The organism is Solwaraspora sp. WMMA2056, from assembly GCF_030345095.1.
GTDB lineage: Bacteria > Actinomycetota > Actinomycetes > Mycobacteriales > Micromonosporaceae > Micromonospora_E.
This window is the reverse complement of sequence record NZ_CP128360.1, coordinates 2745002-2769787: the sequence shown is the minus strand read 5'-3', so window position 1 is coordinate 2769787 and position 24786 is coordinate 2745002. Positions and strand designations below refer to the sequence as shown.

The 24786-nt window shown below is 72.1% G+C and carries 24 protein-coding genes; 13 read left to right on the top strand and 11 right to left on the bottom strand.

Features of this window, described 5'->3' with window-relative positions; genetic code table 11:
• The first annotated feature begins 104 nt into the window (after window positions 1–104).
• A complete protein-coding gene (locus O7608_RS12685) occupies window positions 105–548 on the top strand; it encodes a hypothetical protein (protein WP_289210150.1) in 444 nt (147 codons plus the stop codon).
• Window positions 548–832, top strand: coding sequence for a hypothetical protein (locus O7608_RS12680; RefSeq protein ID WP_289210149.1), 285 nt, complete (start codon window positions 548–550; stop codon window positions 830–832). Before O7608_RS12685 ends, O7608_RS12680 begins: the two co-directional genes overlap by 1 nt.
• 77 nt (window positions 833–909) lie before the next feature.
• On the opposite strand, the gene O7608_RS12675 is transcribed toward O7608_RS12680, so the two are convergent.
• Window positions 910–1551 (bottom strand): maleylpyruvate isomerase family mycothiol-dependent enzyme, encoded by a 642-nt coding sequence (locus O7608_RS12675; RefSeq protein ID WP_289210148.1) that lies wholly within the window; start codon window positions 1549–1551, stop codon window positions 910–912.
• 124 nt (window positions 1552–1675) lie between these two features.
• Between O7608_RS12675 and O7608_RS12670 the strand changes: the two genes are divergently transcribed.
• The gene (locus tag O7608_RS12670) at window positions 1676–2866 is read left to right on the top strand and encodes a sigma-70 family RNA polymerase sigma factor (RefSeq protein WP_289210147.1); all 1191 of its coding nucleotides are present in this window, start codon (window positions 1676–1678) and stop codon (window positions 2864–2866) included.
• Here the strand turns inward: O7608_RS12670 and O7608_RS12665 are convergent.
• A complete protein-coding gene (locus O7608_RS12665) occupies window positions 2808–3389 on the bottom strand; it encodes a helix-turn-helix domain-containing protein (RefSeq protein WP_289210146.1) in 582 nt (193 codons plus the stop codon). The two genes, O7608_RS12670 and O7608_RS12665, sit on opposite strands and share 59 nt — an antisense overlap.
• Between O7608_RS12665 and O7608_RS12660 the strand changes: the two genes are divergently transcribed.
• From O7608_RS12660 to atzF, 9 genes are all read left to right on the top strand, one after another.
• Window positions 3388–4536: an alpha/beta fold hydrolase gene (locus tag O7608_RS12660; protein WP_289210145.1), complete on the top strand. Its 1149-nt coding sequence runs from the start codon at window positions 3388–3390 to the stop codon at window positions 4534–4536. The two genes, O7608_RS12665 and O7608_RS12660, sit on opposite strands and share 2 nt — an antisense overlap.
• Window positions 4533–5186 (top strand): SAM-dependent methyltransferase, encoded by a 654-nt coding sequence (locus O7608_RS12655; protein WP_289210144.1) that lies wholly within the window; start codon window positions 4533–4535, stop codon window positions 5184–5186. Before O7608_RS12660 ends, O7608_RS12655 begins: the two co-directional genes overlap by 4 nt.
• The gene (locus O7608_RS12650; RefSeq protein ID WP_289210143.1) at window positions 5186–5704 is read left to right on the top strand and encodes a DinB family protein; all 519 of its coding nucleotides are present in this window, start codon (window positions 5186–5188) and stop codon (window positions 5702–5704) included. Before O7608_RS12655 ends, O7608_RS12650 begins: the two co-directional genes overlap by 1 nt.
• A 102-nt stretch (window positions 5705–5806) precedes the next feature.
• The gene (locus tag O7608_RS12645) at window positions 5807–6529 is read left to right on the top strand and encodes a GntR family transcriptional regulator (protein WP_289210142.1); all 723 of its coding nucleotides are present in this window, start codon (window positions 5807–5809) and stop codon (window positions 6527–6529) included.
• The gene (locus O7608_RS12640; RefSeq protein WP_289210141.1) at window positions 6526–8103 is read left to right on the top strand and encodes an ABC transporter ATP-binding protein; all 1578 of its coding nucleotides are present in this window, start codon (window positions 6526–6528) and stop codon (window positions 8101–8103) included. Before O7608_RS12645 ends, O7608_RS12640 begins: the two co-directional genes overlap by 4 nt.
• On the top strand, window positions 8100–9158 hold the full coding sequence (locus O7608_RS12635) for an ABC transporter permease (protein WP_289210140.1): 1059 nt from the start codon (window positions 8100–8102) through the stop codon (window positions 9156–9158). The genes O7608_RS12640 and O7608_RS12635 overlap by 4 nt, the downstream gene beginning before the upstream one ends.
• The gene (locus tag O7608_RS12630; RefSeq protein WP_289210139.1) at window positions 9155–10066 is read left to right on the top strand and encodes an ABC transporter permease; all 912 of its coding nucleotides are present in this window, start codon (window positions 9155–9157) and stop codon (window positions 10064–10066) included. The genes O7608_RS12635 and O7608_RS12630 overlap by 4 nt, the downstream gene beginning before the upstream one ends.
• A 19-nt stretch (window positions 10067–10085) precedes the next feature.
• Entirely contained in the window at window positions 10086–11258 is a 1173-nt protein-coding gene (locus O7608_RS12625) for a BMP family ABC transporter substrate-binding protein (RefSeq protein WP_289210138.1), read from the top strand.
• 92 nt (window positions 11259–11350) lie between these two features.
• Window positions 11351–13174 (top strand): allophanate hydrolase, encoded by a 1824-nt coding sequence (atzF, locus tag O7608_RS12620; RefSeq protein WP_289210137.1) that lies wholly within the window; start codon window positions 11351–11353, stop codon window positions 13172–13174.
• Here the strand turns inward: atzF and O7608_RS12615 are convergent.
• The 5 genes from O7608_RS12615 to O7608_RS12595 all read right to left on the bottom strand — a co-directional run bounded on the left by O7608_RS12615 (window position 13146) and on the right by O7608_RS12595 (window position 19280).
• On the bottom strand, window positions 13146–13904 hold the full coding sequence (locus O7608_RS12615; RefSeq protein ID WP_289210136.1) for an arginase family protein: 759 nt from the start codon (window positions 13902–13904) through the stop codon (window positions 13146–13148). The genes atzF and O7608_RS12615 overlap by 29 nt on opposite strands.
• A 50-nt stretch (window positions 13905–13954) precedes the next feature.
• Window positions 13955–15967: a hypothetical protein gene (locus tag O7608_RS12610; RefSeq protein WP_289210135.1), complete on the bottom strand. Its 2013-nt coding sequence runs from the start codon at window positions 15965–15967 to the stop codon at window positions 13955–13957.
• Window positions 15968–16104: 137 nt separating this feature from the next.
• Window positions 16105–17001 carry a carbohydrate ABC transporter permease gene (locus O7608_RS12605; RefSeq protein WP_289210134.1) on the bottom strand — a complete coding sequence of 299 codons (897 nt, stop codon included), beginning with the start codon at window positions 16999–17001 and terminating at the stop codon, window positions 16105–16107.
• On the bottom strand, window positions 16998–17990 hold the full coding sequence (locus O7608_RS12600) for a carbohydrate ABC transporter permease (RefSeq protein WP_289210133.1): 993 nt from the start codon (window positions 17988–17990) through the stop codon (window positions 16998–17000). Before O7608_RS12600 ends, O7608_RS12605 begins: the two co-directional genes overlap by 4 nt.
• 3 nt (window positions 17991–17993) lie before the next feature.
• Window positions 17994–19280, bottom strand: coding sequence for an extracellular solute-binding protein (locus tag O7608_RS12595; protein WP_289210132.1), 1287 nt, complete (start codon window positions 19278–19280; stop codon window positions 17994–17996).
• Between the two features lie 271 nt (window positions 19281–19551).
• Between O7608_RS12595 and O7608_RS12590 the strand changes: the two genes are divergently transcribed.
• Complete coding sequence (locus O7608_RS12590) at window positions 19552–21177, top strand: glycoside hydrolase family 43 protein (RefSeq protein ID WP_289210131.1); 1626 nt, start codon at window positions 19552–19554, stop codon at window positions 21175–21177.
• A gap of 11 nt (window positions 21178–21188) precedes the next feature.
• Here O7608_RS12590 and fabG read toward each other — a convergent pair whose 3' ends face one another.
• The 4 genes from fabG to O7608_RS12570 form a co-directional block, all read right to left on the bottom strand.
• Window positions 21189–21947, bottom strand: a complete 759-nt coding sequence (gene fabG, locus O7608_RS12585) for a 3-oxoacyl-ACP reductase FabG (protein WP_289210130.1) — start codon at window positions 21945–21947, stop codon at window positions 21189–21191.
• Between the two features lie 119 nt (window positions 21948–22066).
• Entirely contained in the window at window positions 22067–23341 is a 1275-nt protein-coding gene (locus tag O7608_RS12580; RefSeq protein WP_289210129.1) for an MFS transporter, read from the bottom strand.
• A gap of 67 nt (window positions 23342–23408) precedes the next feature.
• Window positions 23409–23684: a MoaD/ThiS family protein gene (locus tag O7608_RS12575; RefSeq protein ID WP_289210128.1), complete on the bottom strand. Its 276-nt coding sequence runs from the start codon at window positions 23682–23684 to the stop codon at window positions 23409–23411.
• Entirely contained in the window at window positions 23685–24785 is a 1101-nt protein-coding gene (locus O7608_RS12570) for a beta propeller repeat protein (RefSeq protein WP_289210127.1), read from the bottom strand.
• Window position 24786: the final 1 nt, after the last annotated feature.

Below are 24786 nucleotides of genomic sequence, written 5' to 3'. Positions count from 1 at the left end.
GACTCGCCCTATCCGATCTGTCGCCTAATCTTCCGCCAGCACGGCTCGGCAGTCCAGGGTGGAGTTCGACGAACGCTCGACTGTTCTCCATTCGAGGAGGATCAATGCCAAGGAACGACGGAATCGGCGGGACACCCCGCCTTGCCCGCTACACTTCGATCGGCACACCGCGAAACGTCGATCCGACGCCGAACCGTCCGCCGCTGCCGCAGCGGACGCCCGGCGAGACGGACATCGACCGGGATCCGCGCTTCCGGCTGGCCAGCGCCCGGGGCGTCGCCCCGGCCCCCGCAGCCGCACGGCGTTCTTTCGCCGACTCGGTGGCCGCTGCCCGCGCCACCGAGCAGGCCCGGGAGGACACGAAGACCCACCTGCCGTCCCGGCACGGAGACTGTCCGAAGTGTGAGGAGACCGCGCCGTGCCGGCCGTTCCGGCGGTCGCTGACCATCCTGGACACTCATGATCCGGGCAGGGCCCGCCGGGTCCGCGCGGTGCTTGCGGTTCTCGCGCTGCCGGCACCGCCCCTACCCGGCACCGGAGCGGCGTGATGGCCACCGACGATCCGCTGCTGTGCGTCGGCGACGTGCTGCACCTGGGCAAGGCCGACTGGGTGTACGGCGACCGGGACCTGACCGTACGGGTCTCCGACATCCGGTACGGGATCGACAGACCGGACTGCCTGGTGATCGCGATCCTCGGCACGGTGATGGAGTTCGGCCGGGACGGGCGCATGTTGATGCTCAACGTCTACAAGTCCGCCCTGAGCCGCCCCGGCGTACGTGAGCACCGCCGGGCGGTCAACGGAGTCGACCCGCCGCTGGAGACCCCTTGAGCCCCGGGGCGCGGACCTGCACCCGGCCCGGTCCGCGCCCCGGGCCGCAGCACCCGGAGCGGCCGTACTGGTCGGAGCTAGGACGCGGTCGCCGATCTGGTGAAACGGTCGGCGGCGGAACCCGCGAGCCGGCCCGGCGGGAGGCGCCGGCCGCAGACAACCAGCAGCAGATCCTGTGCCGCCCCGTGCACCGGTGTCCCGCTGCCGTGGCTCCAGTCGAGGTCGGTCGCCTGTAGTTGGACGCCGGTCAGGTCGGTGCCGAAGTAGGCGATGTTGCGGGGCCGCATCCCGGCCAGCACCAGTTTGAGCCGATCGATCGGCACCCGGTAGCCGAGCCCGAGACCGACGCTGATGTCCAGGCCGTGGATGACCTCGTGGGCGAGCGCCCCGGCCGGGCCGCCGCCGGGCGGCGCCCAGGGGTGGTCGATGTTGTCCCGCAGGGCGGTCGACAACTGCTCGTGCGACATGGCGGTGGCGTCGCGGCGGGCGCTGCGGTCGGCCATCCGGTCGAACCGGCCGCCGGCGCGGACCAGGTCCAGCATCATTCGGCCCAATGAGGTACGGAACGGCATGGTGATGTGGGCGACGACCTCACGTACCCGCCAGCCGGCGCACAGCGTCGTGCCGTCCCACTGGCCCGGGTCGAGCTCGGCGAGCAGCGCCACCAGGTCGCGGCGATGCGCGGCGACCGCCTCCCGTACCCGATCGGTCTGATTCATGTCTTTTCCCTCCGTGGCCGGCGCGCCGGTCGCGCCTCCGCAGAGGTGTACGGCGTGGGCCGGCGAAACTCATCGGTCGTCGCCGGACCTGCCCGGCCGAGCGGCGGCCCGTATCGTCGGGCGGGTGGCACCGACCTCGACCAGCGACGCGGAACGGCTGGAGCCGTTCCGCGTCGAGTTGACCGGCTACTGCTACCGGATGCTCGGCTCCGGTTTCGAGGCCGAGGACGCGGTCCAGGAGACGATGCTCCGCGCCTGGCGTTCGTTCGACCGGTACGACGGGCGGCGCGCCTCGCTGCGTACCTGGCTCTACTCGATCGCGACCAACGTCTGCGTCGACATGCTGCGCAGCGCACAGCGGCGGGCGTTGACCATGGACCTCGACCCGGCGGCGCAGGCCGGCGGTGACCTCGGCCCACCGGTGCCGGAGCACGCCTGGGTGCTGCCGGTCCCGGACGACCTGGTCGTGCCGGTCGACGCGTCCCCAGAGAGCGTGGTGCTGCAACGGGAGTCGCTGCGGCTGGCGTTCGTCGCCGCGCTGCAGCACCTGCCGCCCCGGCAGCGGGCGGTGCTGATCCTGCGCGACGTGCTCCGCTGGCGGGCCGACGAGGTCGCGCACCTGTTGGACAGCAGCGTCGCGTCGGTGACCAGTGCATTGCAACGGGCGCGGGCCACGCTGCGCACCGCCGCCCCCGACCCGGGGGAACCGCTGCGACCGTCCGACAGCCGGCAACGCGACCTGCTCACCCGCTACTGCGCCGCGTTCGAGCAGCACGACGTCACGGCCCTCGTCGCGCTGCTGCACGAGGACGCCACGATGACCATGCCGCCGTTCCGGTGGTCGCTGCGGGGCCGCGAGCACATCCGGACCGCGTTGCTCGACCCACGGTCGGGCTGTGCCGGCGCGCGGCTGCTGCCGACCGCTGCGAACGGCTCGCCGGCGTTCTGGCAGACCCGACCTGGCCCGGCCGGGCACGTACCGTTCGCCCTGGTCCTGCTCGATGTGGCGGACGGCCAGGTCGCCGCCATCACCACGTACCTCGACGTCGATCGTCTGTTGACGCTGTTCGCGCCGGACGATGACGATTGGCGCGAGACGGAGTACCTGTCCCGGGGCGCCAACGGCCGTGAGCTGCGCCGCCGGATCGCAGAGATGGAAGCGGGCGCGGGCGTCCCACGCGAGTTGACCGAACCCGACGATGCGACCGGTGCCGCTGCGCTGGGCGGCACCCGGTCCGCCTCCGATGGCGCTGATGTCAGTTGGTCGGCACCGGCGACAGGTGGGCGCGTTCGCCCTGGGCGCCGAAGAGGGTGAGCGTCTCCGCCGGTTGGGCGTCGGCGCTGCCGAGCCAGTGCGGCGTACGGGTGTCGAACTCGGCTGCCTCGCCGGGGCCGAGCTCGAACTCCTGGTCGCCGAGGACGAACCGGATCCGCCCGTTGAGCACGTAGAACCATTCGTACCCGTCGTGGGTCTGCAGTTTCATGGTGGGTGACCGGCCGGCCGGCGGATAGATCACCTTGTACGCCTGGACACCGCCGGCCCGCCGGGTCAGCGGCACGATCGTCAGCCCGGAGCGGCGGATGGGCCGCAGGTGGATCCGTGGGTCGCCGGTGGGTGGGGCCGCGACCAGGTCGTCGAGCGGTACGCCGTGTGCCCGCGCCAGCGGCAGTAGCTGCTCCAACGTCGGGCGGAGCAGGCCGTTCTCCAGGCGGGAGAGCGTGCTCGGGGTCAGACCGGTCTCTTCGGCCAGGCCGGCCAGGGTGACGCCACGTGCCCGGCGCAGGGCGCGCAGCCGTGGGCCGACCCCGGCAAGGACGTCCGCTGCGGTGACGTTCATGGCACCCATGATGCGGATCGGCAACTTTTCTTGCAACCTCGTCGCGGTGATCCGGATGCTGGCGGCGGAGGTAACGAAAACGATGATCACCACGACAGCACCATCGACGACCGCCGTACGGTGGTCACGCCGCCTGACCGCACTCGCGGCCGCGCTCATTCTGACGGCCGGCTGCACGACGGCAGACGGATCGACACCGGACACCGCTGCGGGTACGTCTGCCACTGGATCGTCGACGGCGGCCGACGCGGCCACCCGCGACGACGCCGAGTTCAACCGGCTGTTCCGGCACGGCAGCGCCGACGTCGACGGCGTACGGATGCACTACGTCACCGGCGGGACCGGCGAGCCGCTGGTCCTGCTGCACGGCTGGCCGCAGTCCTGGTACCAGTGGCGGCCGATCATGCCTGCGCTCGCCGAGCGGTTCACGGTGTACGCGGTCGACCTGCCGGGGCTGGGCGACAGCGAGGGCGCGCCGCCGAGCTACGACAAGGCCACCCTGGCCCGGTACGTCCACACGCTGCTCGCCGACCAGCTCGGCCTGCGCCGGGTCAACCTGGTCGGGCACGACCTGGGGGCCGGGGTCGGGTTCCAGTACGCCGCGCAGTTCCCCGACGAGGTGGTCAGGTACGCCCACCTGGACTACCCGCTGCCCGGCCCGGCGCTCGACGCCGCGACGTACCGGACGTTGAGCTGGCATCTCGCCTTCCACGACCAGGACACGTTCCCGGAGACGATCGTCGCCGACGACGTCCGCGAGTACCTCGACCTGTTCTTCGGCTACGTCGCCTACGGCGGGACGAGCTTCGGCGGGCCCGGTGCGGAGGCTCCGTACAGCGACGCGCAGATCGACGAGTTCGCCCGCACCTACCGCCGCCCGCAGGTGCTGACCGGTGGATTCGAGCTGTACCGCACCCTGGATCAGGACGAACGGGACAACACGGCTGCGGCGCCAATCAGCATGCCGACGATGCTGATGACCGCCGAAGGCCTGTTGGAGTTCACCCGGTCGACCGTCGAGCCCCGGATGACCCGGATCACCCGCGCGGTGGAGGTGCCGGCCGCCGGCCACTGGCTGCCGCAGGAGAACACGACGTTTGTCACCACCGAACTGCTGGCGTTCTTCACCGAAGGAGAAGACCGATGAATGGATGGCAGGGCCCGAAGTTGGACGCCGGCCCCGAGTCGTTCTGGGAGGAGCTGCACCGCAACCTGGCCGGCTCGGCCAAGCCGCCGAACCAGCGACTCGTCGAGATCGCCGAATCGCTGAGCCCTGGCGTGGCCCTGGATCTGGGATGTGGCCCCGGCGGCGACGCCATCTGGCTCGCCCAGCGTGGTTGGCGGGTCACCGCCGTGGACATCTCCGGTACGGCGGTGGCCCGCGTCGAGGCGGCAGCCGGCGAGCTCGGCCTCGGCGACCAGGTGACCGGCGAACGGCACGATCTGGCGCACAGCTTCCCGACCGGCACGTTCGACCTGGTCAACGCGCAGTACTTCCACACGCCGTTCGCGCTGGACCGCAGCCGGGTGCTGCGTACCGCCGCGCAGGCGCTGCGGCCCGGCGGCCGGTTGCTGATCGTCGACCACGGCTCCGTCGCGCCCTGGTCGTGGAACCAGGACCCGGACGCCCACCTGCCGACGCCCGACGAGGTCGCCGCGAGCCTCGATCTGGATCCGCAGCAGTGGACGGTGCTGCGCGCCGAGATGCCGCAGCGGCGGGCCACCGGGCCGGGCGGCCAGACCGCCACCGTGATCGACAACGTGCTGCTCATCCGGCGCACCGAAGGGGACGGCTGATGCCGGCAACGGAGCGGCCGACGTCACCAAGGGCACGGCGCAGGCGCAAGGACACCGGGCCGGCGTGGACCGCGCCGGGCGAGCAGGCCACCCTGGTGGGCTTCCTCGACTACCTGCGGGACTCGATCGCGGGCAAGGTCGCGGGCACGCCGGAGCCGCAGGTCCGTACCGCCGGGGTGCCGTCCGGCACCAGCCTGCTGGGGCTGATCAAGCATCTGGCCCACGTCGAGCGGTTCTACTTCCTCGGCGAGCCGATCTCCGATCTGCGCGCCACCCTGCGACCGGACCCGCAGGAGACGGTCGACGGGCTGCTCGCCGACTACCGGGAGACGATCGCGCGGGCGAACGAGGTCGTCGACGGCTGGACCGACCTGGCCGGTCCCGCGGCCCGGCCGCCGGGCCGCGGCCTGCCGCCGACGAGACGGTGGGTGCTGGTGCACATGATCGAGGAGACCGCGCGGCACGCCGGTCACGCCGACATCCTGCGGGAGAAGATCGACGGCTCCACCGGCCGCTGACCCACCGGACATGCGCGGGATCGGTCTGGTTTGCCCGCTGTCGCGTCCGGCTGCTTACCGTCAGGAAACACCGTGGAAGCACGACGCCCCTACGGTCCGTTCATGGATCCGGCGTTGGATACAAGACTGGACACACCTCCGCGAGCACAGGCCGGTGAGCACGCCTACACCGAGCTGAAGCGGCGGCTGCTGGTCGGTGACTTCCCGCTGCGGATCCGGCTCGGCGAGGAGCGGCTGGCCACCCTGCTGTCGGTTTCGCGTACCCCGGTCCGCCAGGCCCTGGCCCGGTTGCACGCCGAGCGCCTCGTCGAACGCCTGCCGGACGGGGGTTACGTACCGGCGGCGTCCAACCTGGTCGAGGTCCGGCAACTGTACGAGGTACGCCGCGCCTTGGAGCTGGCGGCGCTGCACCGGCCGGCCGAGACCGGTGAGCCGCACGACCCGGCCGTCGTCGAGCCGCTGCGCGACGACTGGCTGGTGCTGCGCCGCGACACCCCGGAGCCGGATCCCGGCTTCGTGCTGCTCGACGAGAGCTTCCACGTCCGGCTGGCCGAGGCCACCGGCAACAACGCCCTCGCCGGGATGCTCGGCGTGGTCAACGAACGCATCCGGGTGGTCCGGATGCACGACTTCCTCTCCGCCGAGCGGATCGACCGGACGATCGCGCAGCACCTCGGCATCCTGGAGGCCGTCCTCGGTGGCGACCTCGACACCGCACACCGGAGGTTCACGATGCATCTGGGGGAATCCGTCGCCGTCGTCGAGCAACGGGCCGCGCAGGCCCTGACCCGGATGATGGCCGTCGAGACAAGGCCGCTGCAATGACCGCCGTGGCCACGCCGGTGGACTGCGCCACCGCGCTGCTGTCGGTCCGCAACCTGACCTGCCGGTTCGGCGCGGTCGTCGCCAACGACGGCGTCGACTTCGACGTCGCACCCGGCGAGGTGCACGCCGTACTCGGCGAGAACGGCGCCGGCAAGAGCACACTGATGAAACTGATCTACGGCGTGTACCGGCCGGACGCCGGTGAGCTGCGGGTGGACGGCGTACCGGCGGCGATCGACTCGCCGGCGGCGGCCCGCGCGGCCGGGATCGGCATGGTCTTCCAGGATCTGCGGCTGATCCCGGCGTTCACCGTCACCGAGAACATCGCCCTGGCCCTGCCCGGTCGCGGGCTGCGGTTCCAGCGGCGGGCACTGTCCGCGCGGATCGCCGAGCAGGCCCGGCGGTACGGCCTGCCGGTGCACCCGGACGCGCTGGTGGCGCACCTGTCCATCGGGGAACGCCAGCGGGTGGAGATCCTCAAGGTGCTGATGGCCGGGGCACGGCTGCTGATCCTCGACGAGCCGACCAGCGTGCTGGCCCCGCAGGAGGTCGACGCGCTGTTCGCCGCGGTGCGGGCGTTGCGGGCCAACGGACTGTCGATCGTCATCATCACCCACAAGCTGGCCGAGGCGCGGGCGATCGCCGACCGGGTGACCGTGCTGCGCGGCGGTCGGGTGGTGCTGCGCAACGCCGATCCGGCCGGGCACACCGACGCGGAGCTGGTCGAGGCGATGGTCGGCCGCTCGGTGCCGGGGCTGGCCGGCCACCGCCAGCCGCCGGGCGCTGACGTCGAGCCGATCGTGCGGCTGCGTGGTGTCGACGTCACCGGGGACCGGGGTGCGCCGGCGCTGCGCGCGATCGACCTGGACCTGCGCCCGGGTGAGCTGGTCGGGGTGGCCGGGGTGGCCGGCAGCGGGCAACGTGAGCTGTGCGAGGTGATCCTCGGCGAGCGCCGGGTGGCCGCCGGTTCGGTGCACATCGGGGACGTCGTGGTGCACGGCCGGCCCCGGCAGGCCCTCGCCGCCGGGGCGGTCGGGGTGCCGGAGGATCCACTCACCGACGCGGTGGTGCCCGGGTTGACCGTCACCGAGCACATGGCGTTGGCCGATCTCGGCGCGGTCCGTCGGGGTCTGGGCATCGACTGGCGGACGGTGACGGCCGAGGCGGTGCGGCGGGAGGAGCGGGCCGGGCTGCGGATGGCGGCCGGTGACCGGGTGGTGGCCGAGCTGTCCGGCGGCAACGTGCAGCGGGTGCTGCTGACCCGGGCGCTGGGCGCGCCGGCGACGGTGGTGGTGGCCGCGTACCCGAGTCGGGGGCTGGACATCGCGACCACCCGGCGGACCCAGGAGCTGCTGCTGGAGCAGCGCGACGCCGGGGCGGCGGTGCTGGTGGTCTCGGAGGACCTGGACGAGCTGCTGGCGATCAGCGACCGGATCGCGGTGCTGCACAACGGGGAGCTGGCCGGGGTCGTGACACCGGCGAGCACCGACCGGTACGCGATCGGCCAGCTGATGCTGGGCAGCGCTGGTGGCGGCAACCACGCCGAAGCGGCTGGTAGGAGTGACCTGAGGTGACCGACACGTTGGTACGCCCTGCCCCCGAACAGGCAAAAACTGTCGACAATCGAGCAGAACTGTGGCTGCGGGTCGTCGTCGCCGTACTCGCCGCTCCGGTGATCTTCGGCGCCTTCGCCGCCGCCAAGGGCGTGGACCCGCTGGCCATGTACGGCGACATGGTGACGTCGCTGGCCGACCCGGCCCAGGCGCAGACCGTACTGGTGCGGGCCTCGGTGCTGGTGCTCGCCGCGCTCGCCGTCGCCGTACCGGCGCGGGCCGGCCTGCTCAACGTCGGCGGCGAAGGCCAGATCGTGATCGGCGCGGTCTGCGCCGCCGGCGTCGGCCTCGTCACCGACCAGCGGCTGCCCGGCCCGGTCGTCCTTGCCCTGATGATCGTCGCGGCGATGGTCGGCGGCGCGGCGTGGGCCGGCATCGCCGCCGGCCTGCGGCTCGCCGTCAAGGTCAACGAGGCGATCACCACGCTGCTGATGAACTTCATCGCCATCGACATCATGCTGCTGCTGATCTACGACCCGTGGAAGGACGCCTCCGGCTTCGGCCAACCCGCCAGCCGACCCCTGGAAGACACCGCCCGGCTGCCACTGTTCGTGCCCGGCGGCACCCTCAACACCGGCATCGTCGTCGCCGGGATCGCGCTGGTCGCCATCTGGTGGCTGATGTCGCGCACCGGCTGGGGATTCCGGCTGCGGGTCGTCGGCGGCAACCCGGAAGCGGCCCGCCGCGCCGGCCTGCGGGTCGGCACGCTGCTGGTCACCTCGATGCTCGTCGGCGGCGCACTCGCCGGCCTGGCCGGGCTGGTCCACTTCGCCGGTACGGAGTTCAAGCTGCGCCCCGGCATGACCGCCAACTTCGGCTACGTCGGCTTCCTGGCCAGCTGGCTGGCGCTGCACCGGCCGCTGCGGGTCGCGTTGGCCGCGCTGCTGCTGGCCGCGATCGCGATGACCGGCGACAGCCTGCAGATCGACGCCAACCTGCCGGCCGCCTCGGTCAACGTGCTGATGGCCATCGTGCTGCTCGTCGTGCTCGGCTTCACCCGAAGGAGCAAGAAGTGATCGTCGACGTCCTCACCGGCGGGGTGCGCGGCGGCACCGCCATCCTCTACGCCGCCCTCGGCGAGACCATCGCCGAACGCGCCGGGGTGATCAACCTCGGCACCGAGGGGAGCATGCTCACCGGCGCGCTCGCCGCGTACGCCGTCACCGCCGAGACCGGTAGCCCGTGGGCCGGGGTGGTGGCCGGTGCCGCCGCCGGCGGCCTGCTCGCCCTGGTCCACGCGGTGATGGTGCTCTGCCGGGGCGCCAACCAGCTCGCCACCGGCCTGGTCGTGCTCTTCCTCGGCCTCGGGCTGACCTCGATGTTCGGGGCCGCGTACGTCGGCCGGGCGATCAGCCCGTTCCGGCCGTACCCGATCCCGCTGCTGGCCGACATCCCCTGGCTGGGGCCGATCTTCTTCCAGCACGACCCGCTCGTCTACGGCTCCTACCTGCTCGCCCCGGCGATCTGGTGGCTGCTGTACCGCAGCCGGGTCGGCCTGACCATCCGGGGGGCCGGCGAACGCGGCGAGGTGCTCACCGCGTACGGGCACTCGCCGCAGCTGGTGCGCTACCTGGCCGTGGTGACCGGTGGTCTGCTCGCCGGTATCGGCGGCGCGCACCTGTCCACCGCGTACGCCACCGCCTGGTTCGAGAACATGACCGCCGGTCGGGGCTTCATCGCCGTCGCCCTGGTCATCTTCGCCGCCTGGCATCCGCTGCGCGCCGTCGGCGGGGCGTACCTGTTCGGCGCCGCCCTCGCCCTCTCCCCCGCGCTGCAGGCCCGTGGCCTGGGCTTCAACCAGTTCGCCCTGGACGCACTGCCGTACCTGGTGACCATCGCCGCGCTGGTGCTGCTCGGCCGCCGCCGCAGCAACGCCGCCCCGGAAGGACTTTCCCGGGTCTTCGAGTTGACCCCCGCCAAATAGATCACGGAGGAACCCCCAGATGAGCATCCGAAGACTGTCCCGTCGCGGCGCGCTTGCCGCCACGGCCGCCACCACGCTCGCCGCCGTACTGCTGGCCGGCTGTGCCACCAACACCACCACCGCCGCGTCGACCGGGGACGCCGCCGGGGCGCCCGGCACCGGCGGCACCGCGATCGGCTTCATCTTCGTCGGACCCAAGGACGACTACGGCTACAACCAGGCCGCGTACGCCGGCAGTCAGGCCGTCGCCGCCGCGTACCCGGATCTGGAGGTGCTGACCGCCGAGAACGTCCCGGAGGACGACAACGCCACCCGGGTGATGGAGAGCATGATCCGCAAGGGCGCGAAGATCATTTTCGCCACCTCGTACGGCCACAAGGACCCGGCGCTCAAGGTCGCCGCCGCCAACCCCGACGTGGTGGTGCTGCAACAGGGCAACATCGTCGACGGCGACCTGCCGCCGAACTTCGGCACCTACTTCGGCACCGTCTACGAGCCGGTCTACCTGGCCGGCATCGTCGCCGGAAAAACCACGAAGACCAACAAACTGGGGTACGTGTACGCGTTCCCGATCTCGCAGACGCTGGACAACATCAACGCGTTCCAGCTCGGTGCCGCCTCGGTCAACCCCGACGCGAAGACCTACGTGGTCAACACCTCCAGCTGGTGCGACCCGGCCAAGCAGGCCGAAGCCACCAACAGCCTGCTCTCCCAGGGCGTCGACGTGATCAGCCAGCACCAGGACTGCACCGCCACCATCATCCGCACCACCGAGGCGGCCGGCGCCTACACCGTCGGCTACCACGCCGACGCCAGCGAACTCGCCCCGACCGGCTGGCTCACCGGCTCCGAATGGGACTGGGGACCGCTGTACACGAAGATGGTCGAGACCATGATGGACGGTGAGTTCACCGGCAGCGAGTACAACGCCAACTTCCGGGTCGGGCTGAAGACCGGCGACAACCCGTTCGTGCAGTCGGCGTACGGGCCGGCGGTCGACGAGGAGACCAAGGACCTCGTCGAACAGGCCAAGGCCAAGATCAGCGCCGAGGACGGTTCGCCGTTCGCCGGGCCGGTCGTCGACCAGGCAGGCACCGTACGGGTACCCGCCGACACCATCCCCGACTACCAGACGATCGAGTCGATCGACTACTTCGTCGACGGCGTCGTCGGCCAGATCCCGTCGTCCTGACCGACCCGCCGGGGGTACGGCCGGTGTGCGCGCCCCACCGCGCGCCCGGTCCCGCACCGGCCGTACCCCCGGCGCCACCGGAGGTATCCCCCGTGACATCGACCGCACCGGACGACGTGACCGCAGCGACCCGCACCACGCGGGCGGCCGCCGCCACTCCCACCGCGCAGCTGGCCGCCGCGACCCGCGCCGCGCAGCTGGCCACCGACCCCGAACAGCCGATCTGGATCACCCTGCTCGACCCGGCCGAGGTCGCCGACGCCGCCGCCCGCGTCGACCCGCAGGCCCCGCTGGCCGGCACCGCCGTCGCCGTGAAGGACAACCTCGACCTGGCCGGCCACCCCACCACCGCCGGCTGCCCGACCCTGGCCGGCCGACCGGCCACCGCCTCGGCCACCGCGCTACGCCGACTCACCGACGCCGGTGCCGTGGTCATCGGTAAGACCAACCTGGACCAGTTCGCCACCGGGCTGGTCGGCACCCGCAGCCCGTACGGCGCCTGCCACAGCGCGGCCAGCGCCGCACACGTCAGCGGCGGCAGCAGCTCCGGCAGTGCCCTCGCCGTCGCCACCGGCCTGGTGCCGCTGGCGCTCGGCACCGACACCGCCGGGTCCGGCCGGGTGCCGGCCGCCTTCAACGGCATCGTCGGGGTGAAACCGACCCGGGGGCTGATCTCCACCGTCGGGGTACTGCCCGCCTGCGCCGGGCTGGACTGCGTCACCACCTTCACCCGGACCGTCGCCGGGGCCCGCCCGGCGCTCGCCGCCCTCACCTGGGCCGATCCCGACGATCCGTGGTCGCGGCCGATGCCGGCCCAACCGCCGGCCGGGGTCGCCACCCGGATGCGGGTGGTCGCCGTACCGGACCGGCCGCTGGACCTCGACCCGGTGCACGAGACCGCCTGGCGGGCGGCGCTGCGGCGGCTGCGGACCGTCGCCGCGCACGTGGTGGAGGTCGACGTCACCGCGTTCCTGGCTGCCGCCCGGCTGCTCTACGACGGACCGTGGCTGGCCGCCCGCTGGGCCGCGTTCGGGCACCTGCTGGAGCCGGACGGCCCGCACCTCGACCCGACGGTACGGACCATCGTCTCGCGGGGACGTGACATCGCCGGGCCCGACGTCTTCGCCGGACTGGACCGCCTGGCGGCGCTGCGCCGCCACACCGAGGGCGTCTGGTCCGACGTGGACGCACTCCTGCTGCCGGTCACCCCCGGCCACCCCACGCTGGCCGAGGTCGCCGCCGACCCGGTCGGTGTCAACGCCCGGCTGGGCCGGTTCACCAACTTCGTCAACCTGCTCGACCTGTGCGCGGTCGCCGTACCGGCCGGGACCCGCGCCGACGGACTGCCGTTCGGTGTCCAGTTCATCGCCCCGGCCTTCGCCGACGGCCCGCTGCTCGACCTGGCCGCGCAGTGGTGCGGCGAACCGGTGGCCGACCCGGTCGACGCACCGACCGGGACGACCACCGTTGCGGTGGCCGGCGCGCACCTGACCGGGCTGCCGCTCAACCATCAGCTGGTCGAGCTGGGCGGGCGGCTGACCTACCGGGCCCGGACCGCCCCGGGTTACCGGCTCTACCGGCTGGCCGGGCCGGGCCTGCCCCGCCCCGGGCTGGTCCACACCGGCGACGGCCCGCCCGGCGGCATCGCCGTCGAGGTGTGGCGGCTGCCGCATCAGGCCGTCGGCGCGCTGCTGGGCACCGTACCGGCGCCGCTGGGGCTCGGCTCGGTCGAACTCGACGACGGTAGCCGGGTCACCGGGTTCCTCGCTGAAGAGCACGGCGTCCGCGACGCCGTCGACGTCACCGCCGCCGGTGGCTGGCGGGCCGCCCTCGCCGGCGGGCCGCCGGGGTCGCCGGCCGAACCGCTGGCGGCCGACCCCCCCGCGGTCAGGCCAGCCGGCGCAGGAGCTCCCTGACCAGCGGGCCGAACCGGGCGGCGGCCCCGTGGCCCGGCTCCCAGGTGCAGGCGATCCCGACGGCGGCGACCCGGCCGGTGTCCAGCAGGGTCGTCACCGCGTCGGCCACCTCGGTCAGGTGCGGTCCGCCCGGCGCGGGGAACCGCAGCCCCGGCAGGTCCACCGGGTCCACGATGTCGGCGTCCAGGTGCAGGTAGATCGGCTGGTCCGGCAGGTGCGCGACGGTGTCCGCGAGGTCGGTGACCCCGCAGCGGCGGATCGCCGACCCCCGCAGGTGGTCGACCTCCGGCGGGTCGAGGTCCCGGCCGTCGACGAGGACGACCCGGTCCGGCGCCACCGGGATCAGGTCGAGCGCCGTCGCGATCAGCTCGGGGCGGTGGCCGGTCAGCAGCCGCAGTGGCATCCCGCCGAGATAGCCGCTGCTGGTCGTCTCCGGGGTCTGCAGGTCGCCGTGCGCGTCGCACCAGACGACCGCCGGGTCGACCCCGGCGCGCTGCAGACCGGCCAGCACCCCGAGGGAGGTGGTGCAGTCACCGGACAGCACCAGCGGACGGTGGCCGGCGGAGACCGCACCGGCGACGGTCACCGCGACCGCCCCGTACAGCCAGGCCAGCCGCGCCCACTCGGTGCCCTCGGGCAGCGACGGCAGGACGGTCGTCTCCGCCGTCCCCGGCACGTCCAGCTCGGGCAGGTACTCGTCGAGATGGTAGGGCACCAGGATGCTCGTCACCCGGCAGAGACTACCGTGGACACCGCCCCTCCACAGGGGACGGGGCTGGCTCAGGACGCCGGCGCCAGCCCGGTGCCGAGCATCGCCTCGGCGCGTTTCACCAGGTAGTACCAGGCGGTCTCGCTGTGCTCGGTCACCTCGCCGATCGGCATCTCGGGATTGTCGAACGGCTGGGTCTGCAACTTGAGCAGATAGCCGGTACGCGGGTCGAAGCCCCACCAGATGCTGCCGGCCGCCTGGTAGTCCGGGGTCTGCTCCACCGCGTTCCAGACCAGGGTGACCGCCGGGTAGTCCCGGGCGGTCACCACCGGGCCGTAGTCGGTGTAGTCGGCGGCGGTCCGCTCGGCACGGCACTGGACGGACCCCAGCTGCCGCAGATACTCCTCGACGGCGGCCCGCTGCCCGGCCGGTACGTGTGACACCTGCACCTGGGCGCTGATCAGGTCGCTGGCCCCACCCAGGTAGAGGTAGCCGGTGCCGTGCGGGGTCGAACTCCAGCCCAGTTGCCACTCCGGGTCACCCGGGCAGCCCCGGAACGGGCCGAACGGGGCGAACTGGCTCTCCTGCGTCACCACGAAATCAGTCGGGCCGGTGCCGGTGACGAAGTTGCCGTCCCCGGGGCGGGGCACCACCTCGGCCAGCCGGTCCAGCGGCGGATCGGTGACGGTCAGCCGCACCGACCGGCGGCCGCTGTCGCCGGTGAAGGTCTGTCGGGCCAGCTCCACCGTGCCGGAGAGCAGCTCGCGGATCGCCCCGGCGTTGCGCCAGATCGCGAGCACCGCGTCGAAGCGCCGTTTCAGCAGTCCGCTCAGGCTGTTGCTGATCCCGTTGAAGATCCCTTCGACGTAGGTCTCCGCCGGCTTCTCCATGAACTTGATCACGAAGTCGACGAGTGGCTCGGCGCACCGCACCACGCCCTCGTAGTAGGCGTTCGCGGCCGACAGCACCCAGCCGGTGAGGTCGGCGCCGTTCGGGTTGCCGACGATCCGACCCAGCTTGATGCTCTCGGTCAGGATGCACTCGGCGGTCTGCAGGTACTTCTCGGACTGCCGCCACAGCTGCAGCGCCCTGCTGTCCGGGCTCAGCGGCAGCAGCAGTTGCAGCAGCAGGCCGGAGGCGTCCAGCAGGACGTGCCCGTAGTCGAGCCGGGCGCTGAGGGTCACCGTACCGGACTCTGGCAGCTTGGCCGGGTCGAGTCGGAAGGTGACCCGGGTGCCGGAGCTGAGCACCACGGCGGTGTCGCCCATCAACGTCCGGACGTCCTCGACGAGCGCGGTGTAGATGTTGTCCCGGCCGGTCGGCCCGGTGCCGGAGTCGGGTGCCGATTCGACCGTCAGCGCGGGCGGGAACTCCAGCAGCAGCGGATAGCCGACCGTGTTGCCGATACTGAACTGGTAGGTGCCGTCCCGGTCGGGGTGGAACCGGGCGCAGGTGTCCATCCCCGGGATGAAGTCGCCCAGGTCGACCCGGACCGGCAGGGCCTGGTAGCGGCACTCCAGCGGCGGCGGCACGGACAGGATCCCGGCGACGCCCCGTGCGTACCGGTTGGCGTTGATCTCGCGTTGCAGCACCAGCGCCGCCTGCGCGGCGGTCTCCTCCTGGTCCCAGGCCGCGACGACCCAGTAGGAGAAGTGCCGGGTCTGGGTGCTGATGGTGCCGGCGGCGGTGTCGATGTCGCCGCCGAGCGGCAGCCACTGCTCCCAGTCGGCGACGTAGGTGGCGATGAACATGTCGTCGACCGGCGCGTCCGGCGGGTAGTCGAAGGTGATGGTGGCCGGCCCGGTGAGTTCGCCGCCGTCGAGTTCCACCCGCGCGACCTCACCGAGCGGGGTGATCATGCTCTGCTGCGGGAACGCCGGTGGATCGTCGGCCGCCTCGACCCGCAGGCTGGCACCCCGGCCGTCGACGGCCGAGCCGTCCACCCGTACGGAGATCCCGGCACCCGGGTCGCTCGCGGTCAACGGCGGACCATCGCGGCCGAGCACCACGAGGGTGACGGTGACGGCCAGGGCGAGGACGACGACCACGACGGCCGAGACGGTCACGAGGCTGCGGCGGGTCATGGGTTCGGAGTCTTCGTTGACCGACGGTGGGCGGACAACCGTCCGCAGGTCGGCAAGTCCGGCCGACCGGCGGCGTCGTCCGGCCGGGCGGTCAGCCCATGATCACGCCGACGGTCAACCCTTGGTCACGCCGACGGTCAACCCTTGGTCGCGCCGACGGTCAGGCCACCGATCAACTGGCGCTCGGCGACCGCGTAGAAGGCCAGCGCCGGCACCATCGCCAGCACCACGTACGCCAGCACCTTGGCGCTGTCGTCGGCGTACTGGCCCTGGAACTCCTGCACACCGACCGGGATGGTCCACCAGCTCGGGTCGTTGAACACCACCAACGGGAGCATGAAGTTGTTCCAGCTGGCGACGATGGCCAGCACCGAGACGGTGGCGATCGCCGGCCGGGCCATCGGTAGCAGGACCCGCCAGAAGAAGCCGAACGGCGTGCAGCCGTCCAGGATCGCCGCCTCCTCCAGCTCGGCCGGGATGGCCCGGAAGAACGACCGCAGGATGATGATCGTCACCGGCAGCCCGAAGGCCGCCTGCGGCAGGATCACCCCGAGCGGGTTGTCCAGCAGCCCCAGCGTGCGCAGCAGGATGAACAGCGGCAGGATCGCCACCGCGAACGGGAACATCAGTCCGATGGTGAAGAACAGGAACACCAGTTCCCGGCCGCGGAAGGCGTAGCGGGCGAAGATGAACGACGCCAGCGCCGCGACCACGACGACGAGCAGGGCCGTGCTGGCCGCGATCAGGGTGCTGTTGAACAGCTGCCGCCAGAACGATCCGGAGCCGAGGATCTCCAGGTAGTTGGCCGGAATCCACGGCGCCGGCAGGCCGAACGGGTTGGTCGACAGCTGGGAGTTGTCCTTGAAGCCGCCGAGCACCGCGAAGACGATCGGTACGATGATCAGCAGTCCGACGAGGGCCGAGACGGCATGCAGCGACAGGTCCCGCAGGGTGCGGCGGTGGCGGGTGCCGGCCACGGCGGCGCTGGTGGACCCACCTGCCGTGGGGTGCGGAGAACGTGCCGGTCTGCTCATCTGCGGCCCCGCATGGTGGTGATGGCTCCTTCGAGGTCGCGGCGCAGCACGAACCGCTGGTAGAGCACCGCGAAGAGCAGACTGATCAGGAACATGGCGATGCTGATCGCGCTGGCGTAGCCGACCTCGAAGCGACGGAAGCCGTACTGGAACATGGTCACCGCCATCGTCTCCGAGGCGTTCAACGGACCACCGCCGGTCAGCACCCAGACCAGGTCGAACAGCTGGATGGTGCCGATCACCGCAAGGAACAGCGAGATCCGGATCGTCGGGGCGAGCAGCGGCAACGTGATGTGCCGGAAGGTCTGCCATCCGCCGGCGCCGTCGGTCGCCGCGGCCTCGTGCAGCTCGGCCGGGATGTTCTGCCGACCGGCCAGCAGCAGGATCATGTGGAAGCCGAAGTACTTCCAGGTCATCACCAGGAAGACCGAGTACAGCACGGTGGACGGGTCGGAGAGCCAGGTCGAGCTCAGCGCCTCCAGGCCGACCAGGCCGAGCAGGTGGTTGGCCAGTCCCCGGTTCGGGGAGAAGACCATGGTGAACAGGACCGCCGTGATGACCTCGGACAACACGTACGGGGCGAAGAACAGTGTCCGGTAGACCGCCCGGCCGCGCAGCTTCTGGTTGAGCAGCAGCGCCAGGCCGAGGGCCAGTGGCAGCTGGACGGTGACCGACAGCACCAGCAGCAGCGCCCCCCGCCGCAGGTCGCCGAGGAAGACCGGGTCGGCCAGCAGCCGGACGAAGTTGTCCAGGCCGATGAAGTCGGTCGGTACGCCGCCGAATCCGTTCCACCGGAAGAAGCTGGTGTAGCCGGCGACCAGGATCGGCACGATCACCAGCAGGGCGAACAGCACCAGCGCGGGCAGCAGGAACGCCACGATGGTGATCCGGTCGCTGATCCGGCGGCGCCGCAGGGCGCGGTCGGCCCTCGGGGTCAGTGGCCGACCCGGGGCACGCGCCGGGTCGGCGACGGTGGGCGTGGCCGACATCGCTCAGCGCTGCGCCACGGTGGTGACCGCCTCGGCCACCTGTGTCGGGGACATCTGCCCGGCGATCAGCTCGGCGACCCGGTCGTTGACCTCCTGGCCGACCGCCGGGGCGTAGGCCTGGTCCAGGTAGAGCTGGAAGCCGGTCGCCGTGGCGAGGGTCTCGGCGACCAGCGCGAGGTTCGGGTCGGTGATGGCGTCCTCGGCGCCGATGGTCACCGGCAGGAACGCACCCGTGGCGACCGCCCGGCGCTGGTTGTCGACCTGGCTGATGAACTCCAGGAACCGCAGCGCGTCGTCGGGTGCCTCCCGGCCGACGGCGAAACCGCCGCCGCCGCCGAACGCGTCCGACGCCGAACCCGCGCCGCCGTCGACCGCCGGGAACGGGAAGAAGCCGAGATTCTCGCCGATGCCTCCTTCGACACCGGACGCCTCCTCCTGGACCACCGGCGCCCACTGCCCCATCAGCTCCATCGCCGCCTGGCCGTTGCCCATCGCGGCGGCCTGGCCGTCGGGATCACCGTACGACGCGCCGAGGAAGCCCTGCTGGAACGGTTCGAGGGCGACCAGCTCGGCCAACCGCTCGCCGGCGCCGATGAACGCCGGGGTGGTGAAGTCGTTGTCCTGCGCCGCCTGGTCGAGCGCCTCGAGGCCGCCGATGCGCATCGCGAGGTAGGCCCAGTAGTAGTGGCCCGGCCACTTCTCGCCCCCGGCAAGCGCCACGGGGGTGATCCCGGCGGACTTGAGCGCGCGGACCACGTCGAGGTACTCGGCCCAGGTCTGCGGCGGCGCGTCCACACCGGCGTCGGCGAACAGCGCCTTGTTGTACCAGAAGCCGACCATGCCGATGTCGAACGGAACGCCGTACAGCCGGCCGTCGACCTCGTACGGCAGGGTCGACGCCGGGGCGAGGATGTCCCGCCAGGGGGCGACGGCGTCGGTGATGTCCTTGCACAGTCCTGCTTCGACCTGCTGGCGCAGCACCCCACCGCCCCAGGTGTGGTACAGGTCCGGCGGGTTGCCGGCCTGGGTGACGGTGGTCAGTCGGGCCTTGAACGCCTCGTTCTCCAACGGCGTGACGGTGATCGTGACGCCGGTGTTCTGCGCCTGGAACTCCTCGGCCAGGGCAGCCCAGACCGGCAGCATCGGGTCGGTGTTCTGGATGTGCCACCAGTCGAAGCCGGGACCGCCGTCGCCGTCGTCACCGCCGCAGGCGCCGAGCGCGAGCGCTCCGGCGCCCAGGCCGGCCAGGCCCAGCAGCGACCGGCGGGACAGGTGGATCGGACTCGCCATGCGCCGTCCCCTCACATGGGCGGGCGCGTCGCGGAGGACACGCACGCCGTCGGATACCAAATACGATCGATCCCGGTCACCGAAACTTTTCGCCGCTAGATCGACATCAGGCAATGGTTGCGGTCACGCTACGACGGCATCCCGCGACGGTCAAGACCGGAATCCCGATGCCATGCGCAGGAATCAATGGCTCCCGCAACATCGATCCTGGTGGCATACTTTCCGGAAAACTATCGAAATGGTGCCGCAGCCCGAGCCCGGAGGACCACTGATGCCGACCGAAACGACCGAAGTAGCCACCTCGGCCCGGGTCATCACCAATCCGGTGCTGCGCGGGTTCTACCCCGACCCGTCGGTGCTGCGCGTCGGCGACGACTACTACCTGGCCACCTCGACGTTCGAGTGGTACCCCGGGGTGACCCTGCACCACTCGTGGGACCTCGTGCACTGGCGCCCGATTGGCGGAGTGCTCACCGAACGCCGACTGCTGGACCTCACCGGCGCCGGCGACTCCTGCGGCGTCTGGGCACCCGACCTGACGTACGCGCACGGGCTGTTCCACCTCGTCTACAGTGATGTGTCCAGCTTCGCCAGCGGCTACTGGGACCCGCAGAACTACCTGATCACCGCGCCGTCGATCGACGGACCCTGGTCCGACCCGGTGCGGCTGCACGCCCACGGCTTCGACGCCTCGTTGTTCCACGACGACGACGGCAGCACCTGGCTGCTGGCGATGACCGCCGACTGGCGGCCCGGCCGGGACCGCTTCGGCGGTATCGAGATCCAGCGCTACGACCGGGAGGCCCAGCGACTGGTCGGCGACGCGGTCACCATCTTCACCGGTACGTCGGCCGGGCTCACCGAGGGGCCGCACGTCTACCGGCGCGACGGCTGGTACTACCTGGTCACCGCCGAAGGCGGCACCAGTTGGGAGCATCAGGTCACCGTCGCCCGGTCCCGGTCGCTGCACGGGCCGTACGAGGCCGACCCGCAGGGCGCGATGCTCACCTCGGTCGGTCGCCCCGAGCTGACCCTGCAGAAGGCCGGACACGGCAGCCTGGTGCAGACACCACGCGGCGAGTGGTACCTCGCCCACCTGGTCGCCCGGCCGTACACCCCGCTCGGCCGCTGCGTCCTCGGCCGGGAGACCGCCATCGCGCGGGTCGACTGGTCCGCCGACGGCTGGCCCCGGGTCGCCGGGCAGCTCCCGGCCGAACAGGTCCCCGCCCCCGACCTGCCGGCGCACCCCTGGCCCGCCGAGCCGGAGACCGACCACTTCGACAGCCCGCAACTCGGTCCACGCTGGGCCACGTTGCGCCGCCCGGCCACGCCGGACTGGCTCGACCTGACCAGCCGCCCGTCGCACCTGCGCGTCGTCGGCGGTCAGTCACCGGTCGGTCGACAGCGCCCCAGCCTGGTGGCCCGCCGGGTGGGGGCGTCGCACTGCGTGTTCGACACCGTCGTCGAGTTCCGCGCGGACACCCCACGCCAGCTGGCCGGGGTCACCGGCTACTACAACACCGAGAACTGGCACTACGCGTACGTCACCCGCACCGACGACGGTCGCCAGGAGCTGCAGCTGCTCAGCTGCGACAGCGGGCGCCGCCGGGCGTACCCGCAGGTCAGTGTCGACGTCACCGAAGTCGACCAGCTCGGCCTGCGGGTGGTGTTCGACGGCCCGGTGCTGCGGTTCGGCTACCACCGGGGCGACCAGTGGCGGGAGTTGCCGGTGGAGCTCGACGCGACGATCCTGTCCGACGAGTACGCCGCCCGGATGACCGACGGCGAGCCGGAGGCGTGGGGGTTCACCGGCGCGTTCGTCGGCCTCTGGGTGCAGGACATCGGCAACGACGGCGGCTACGCCGACTTCGACCACGCCAGCTACCGGGAGCGGTGAGCCCGGTCGCGTCAGCGGGCACCGCCGTTGACGTACAGGGTCTGTCCGCTGACGTAGGACGCGTCGTCACTGGCGAGGAAGGCGATGACCGCGGCGATCTCCGCCGGCTGACCGACCCGGCGCAACGGCGTCTGCTCGGCCACCTGCCGGCGGTGCTCCTCGGGGTCCACGCCGATGCGGTCGGCGACCGCTGCGGTCATCGCCGTGGCCACGTAGCCGGGGGCGACCGCGTTCACGTTGATGTTGTACGGCCCCAGCTCGATCGCCAGGGTCGCGGTGAGCCCCTGCACCCCGGCCTTCGCCGCCGCGTAGTTGACCTGGCCACGGTTGCCCAGCGCGGACCGGCTGCTCAGGTTGACGATCTTGCCGTACCGGGCCGGGACCATGTGCCGCTGCACCGCCCGGCAGCAGTGGAACATGCTCGACAGATTGGTCCGCAGCACCGCGTCCCAGTCGTCGACCGGCATCTTGAACAGCATGTTGTCCCGGGTGATCCCGGCGTTGTTGACCAGGATGTCGAGCCGACCGTGGTCGGCCGCCAACCGGTCGATCATGGCGTCGACAGCCACCGGGTCGGTCACGTCGCAGCCGACGGCGACCGCCGCGCCACCAGCGGCGACGATCTCGTCGACCACCGGCTGGGCCCGCTGTGCGCTCAGGTCGACCAGCACCACGGTGGCACCCTCGTCGGCCAACCGCCTGGCGGTGGCGGCCCCGATCCCCTGGGCAGCTCCGGTGACCACGGCGACCCGGCCGGTGAACCTGTCCATCGAGCGACTCCTTCGGCGCACGTCGGTACCGGCGGTCGGACGGGTCAGCGCAGACCGTCTCGTGGTCGGCGCCGACCGATGTGCCGGTGCCGACCATTGTGCCGGTGCCGGTCGGCCGCTCAGGGAGTGGGATCCCGGGCGTCGTACCGGGCGAACCCCGGCTGGTAGCGGGCCAGCGCCACCAGCACCAGCAGACAGGCCGCGCCGCCGGTCACGGCGGCCAGCGCCTCCCCGGTCAACTGCGCGGTCGTGCCCAGCACCAGCTGGCCCAGTTGCGGACCACCGGCGACCACCACGATGAAGACCCCCTGCAGTCGGCCCCGCAGCGCGTCCGGCGTCGCCGCCTGCAGGATCGTCATCCGGAACACCGAACTGACCGCGTCGGCCGCACCGGCCGCCACCAGCGCCGCCACCGCGAGCCAGAGTGCCGGACCCGCGCCGCCACCGGGTGCCGGGCCGGGCGACGCGGCGACGACCAGCCCGAACGCGATGATCGTCGCACCCCACGCCGCCACCGACAGCAGCACCGCCAGCCCCTGCCGACGGACCGTGCCCAGCGGGCCGGAGAACAGGTTGGCCGTGACCGTACCGGCGGCGATGGCGGCGCTGAGCAGACCGACGGTGGTCGCCCCGCCGCCGATCGCGGTCGCTCCGATCGCCGGGAACAGCACCCGTGGCATGGCGAACACCATCGCGGCCAGGTCGACCAGGAACGTCATCCGTACGTTGGGTCGGGTGCCGAGGAATCGCAGGCCCTCCCAGACCGACGCCAGCCCGGCCCGGCGGACCTCGCCCTCCGGCGGCACCGGCGGCAACGCCACCAGGGTCACCAGCGCCACCGCCACCAGCGCCACTTCGACGGCGTACGTCGCCGAGTAGCCCCACCAGCCGACCAGGGCCCCGGCGAGCAGCGGGCCGACCGTGTACGACAGGCCCATCGACAGACCGGTGAGGGCGTTCGCCGCCGGCAGCAGGCCGACCGGCAGCAGCCGCGGCACGATCGCCGTACGGGCCGGATTGTTGACCGCGAACAGCGCGTTCTGCACCGCCACCAGGGCGTAGAGCAGCCCGACGCTGCCGACGTCGAACCAGGCCTGGGCGGTGAAGCCCACTCCGACCAGCAGCAGGCCGGTCGAGGTCGTCACCACCACCCGACGCCGGTCGTAGGCGTCGACGATCGCCCCGCCGTAGAGGCCGAACGCCACCAGTGGTACCAGCGCGAACAGCCCCACCAGGCCGACGTTGAAGGTCGACCCGGTGATGTCGTAGATCTGCAGGCTGACCGCGACGGTGGTCAGGCCGGTGCCGATCGCCGACAGCGAGGTGCCGAGCCACATCCGGCGGTACGGGACACTGGACCGCAGCGGGCTGAGGTCGATCAGAAGGCGTGGCACGCCCGGCATCATGCCGGTCCAGCTGAGGGTGGTCGCGGCCGCCTCGACGGATCCCCCGGACGGGGGTTCAGCCGCCGGCGACCGATCCGATCACCTGCACCTGGGCACCGTCCGGGACCGGAGTGTCCAGACCGCCGCTGTGCCGGTGGTCGGCGCCGTCGACGTAGACGTTGACGTACCGGCGGATCTGGCCCTGCTCGTCGCGGATCCGGCGGGCCAGGCGCGGCCAGCGCTCGGTCACCTCGTCGAGGACCGCCCGCAGCGTGCCGCAGGTCGCGACGGACAACCGGGCCTGGCCGTCGCTGTCGGCCCGCAGCGGACCCGGCACCAGCAGGGTCACCACTCAGACCACCGCCGCGCGGACGCAGAGCACGTCGGGCAGGGCGGTGGCGACGGTCCGCCACGAGTCGCCCTCGTCCCGGCTGGCGAAGACGTCGCCGCTGCGGGAGCCGAAGTAGACCCCGGCGGTCGGCGCGTCGTCGGTGGTCAACGCGTCCCGCAGCACCACCGGGTAGTAGGGGTGCTCGGGCAGGCCCGCCGTCGACGGCTGCCAGCTGGCTCCGGCGTCGGCGGACCGGAACACCCGACAGCGGTGGTCGACCGGGAACCGTTGCGCGTCGGCGGTCAACGGGAAGGTGTAGATCACCCCGGACCGGTGCGGGTGTGCCGCGATCGGGAACCCGAAGTCGCTGGGCAGTCCGTCGGCGATCGACGACCAGGTGGCCCCGGCGTCGTCCGAGCGGTAGACCCCGTGATGGTTCTGCGCATACAGCCGGTCCGGCGCGACCGCGTCCCGGGCCACCTTGTGCACGCACTGGCCGAACTCCGGCCACTCGTCGGGCAGGAAGTAGGCCCGGATGCCGGTGTTGCCCGGTGCCCAGCTCGCCCCGGCGTCGCCGGTGCGGTAGACGCCGCCGGTAGACATGGCGACCAGCACGGTGGCCGGGTCGCGGGGGTCGGGCAGCACCGTGTGGATCGCCTGACCGCCGAACCCGGCACCCCACTGCGGCCGGTGCGGGTGGTCCCACAACGGTCGGACCAGCTCGAAGCTGACCCCGCCGTCGGTCGACCGGAACAGTGCCGACGGCTGGCTGCCGGCGTACACCACGTCGGGCTCGGCCGGTGACGCCGGCACCAGCTGCCAGACCCGGTCCAGGGCGGTTGCGGTGTCGGCCGGGAACGCCACCGGCGGCTGCGGCGGCTCCGACCAGGTGCGTCCGAGGTCGTCGCTGACGCTCACGCTCGGCCCGAAATGGGAGCTGGTGACCGAGGCGAGCAGCCGGGGCACCGCCCGACGGGTGTCGACCGCGACGGCGTACACGGCGGTCATCGGCAGGTGCGGGCCGGTCACCTGCCAACTACGCCGGTCGTCGTCGCTGGTGGCGACGAACAGGCCCTTCGCCGTTCCCACCGCGAGCAGCACTCGCGTACCTGGTGTCCCCATT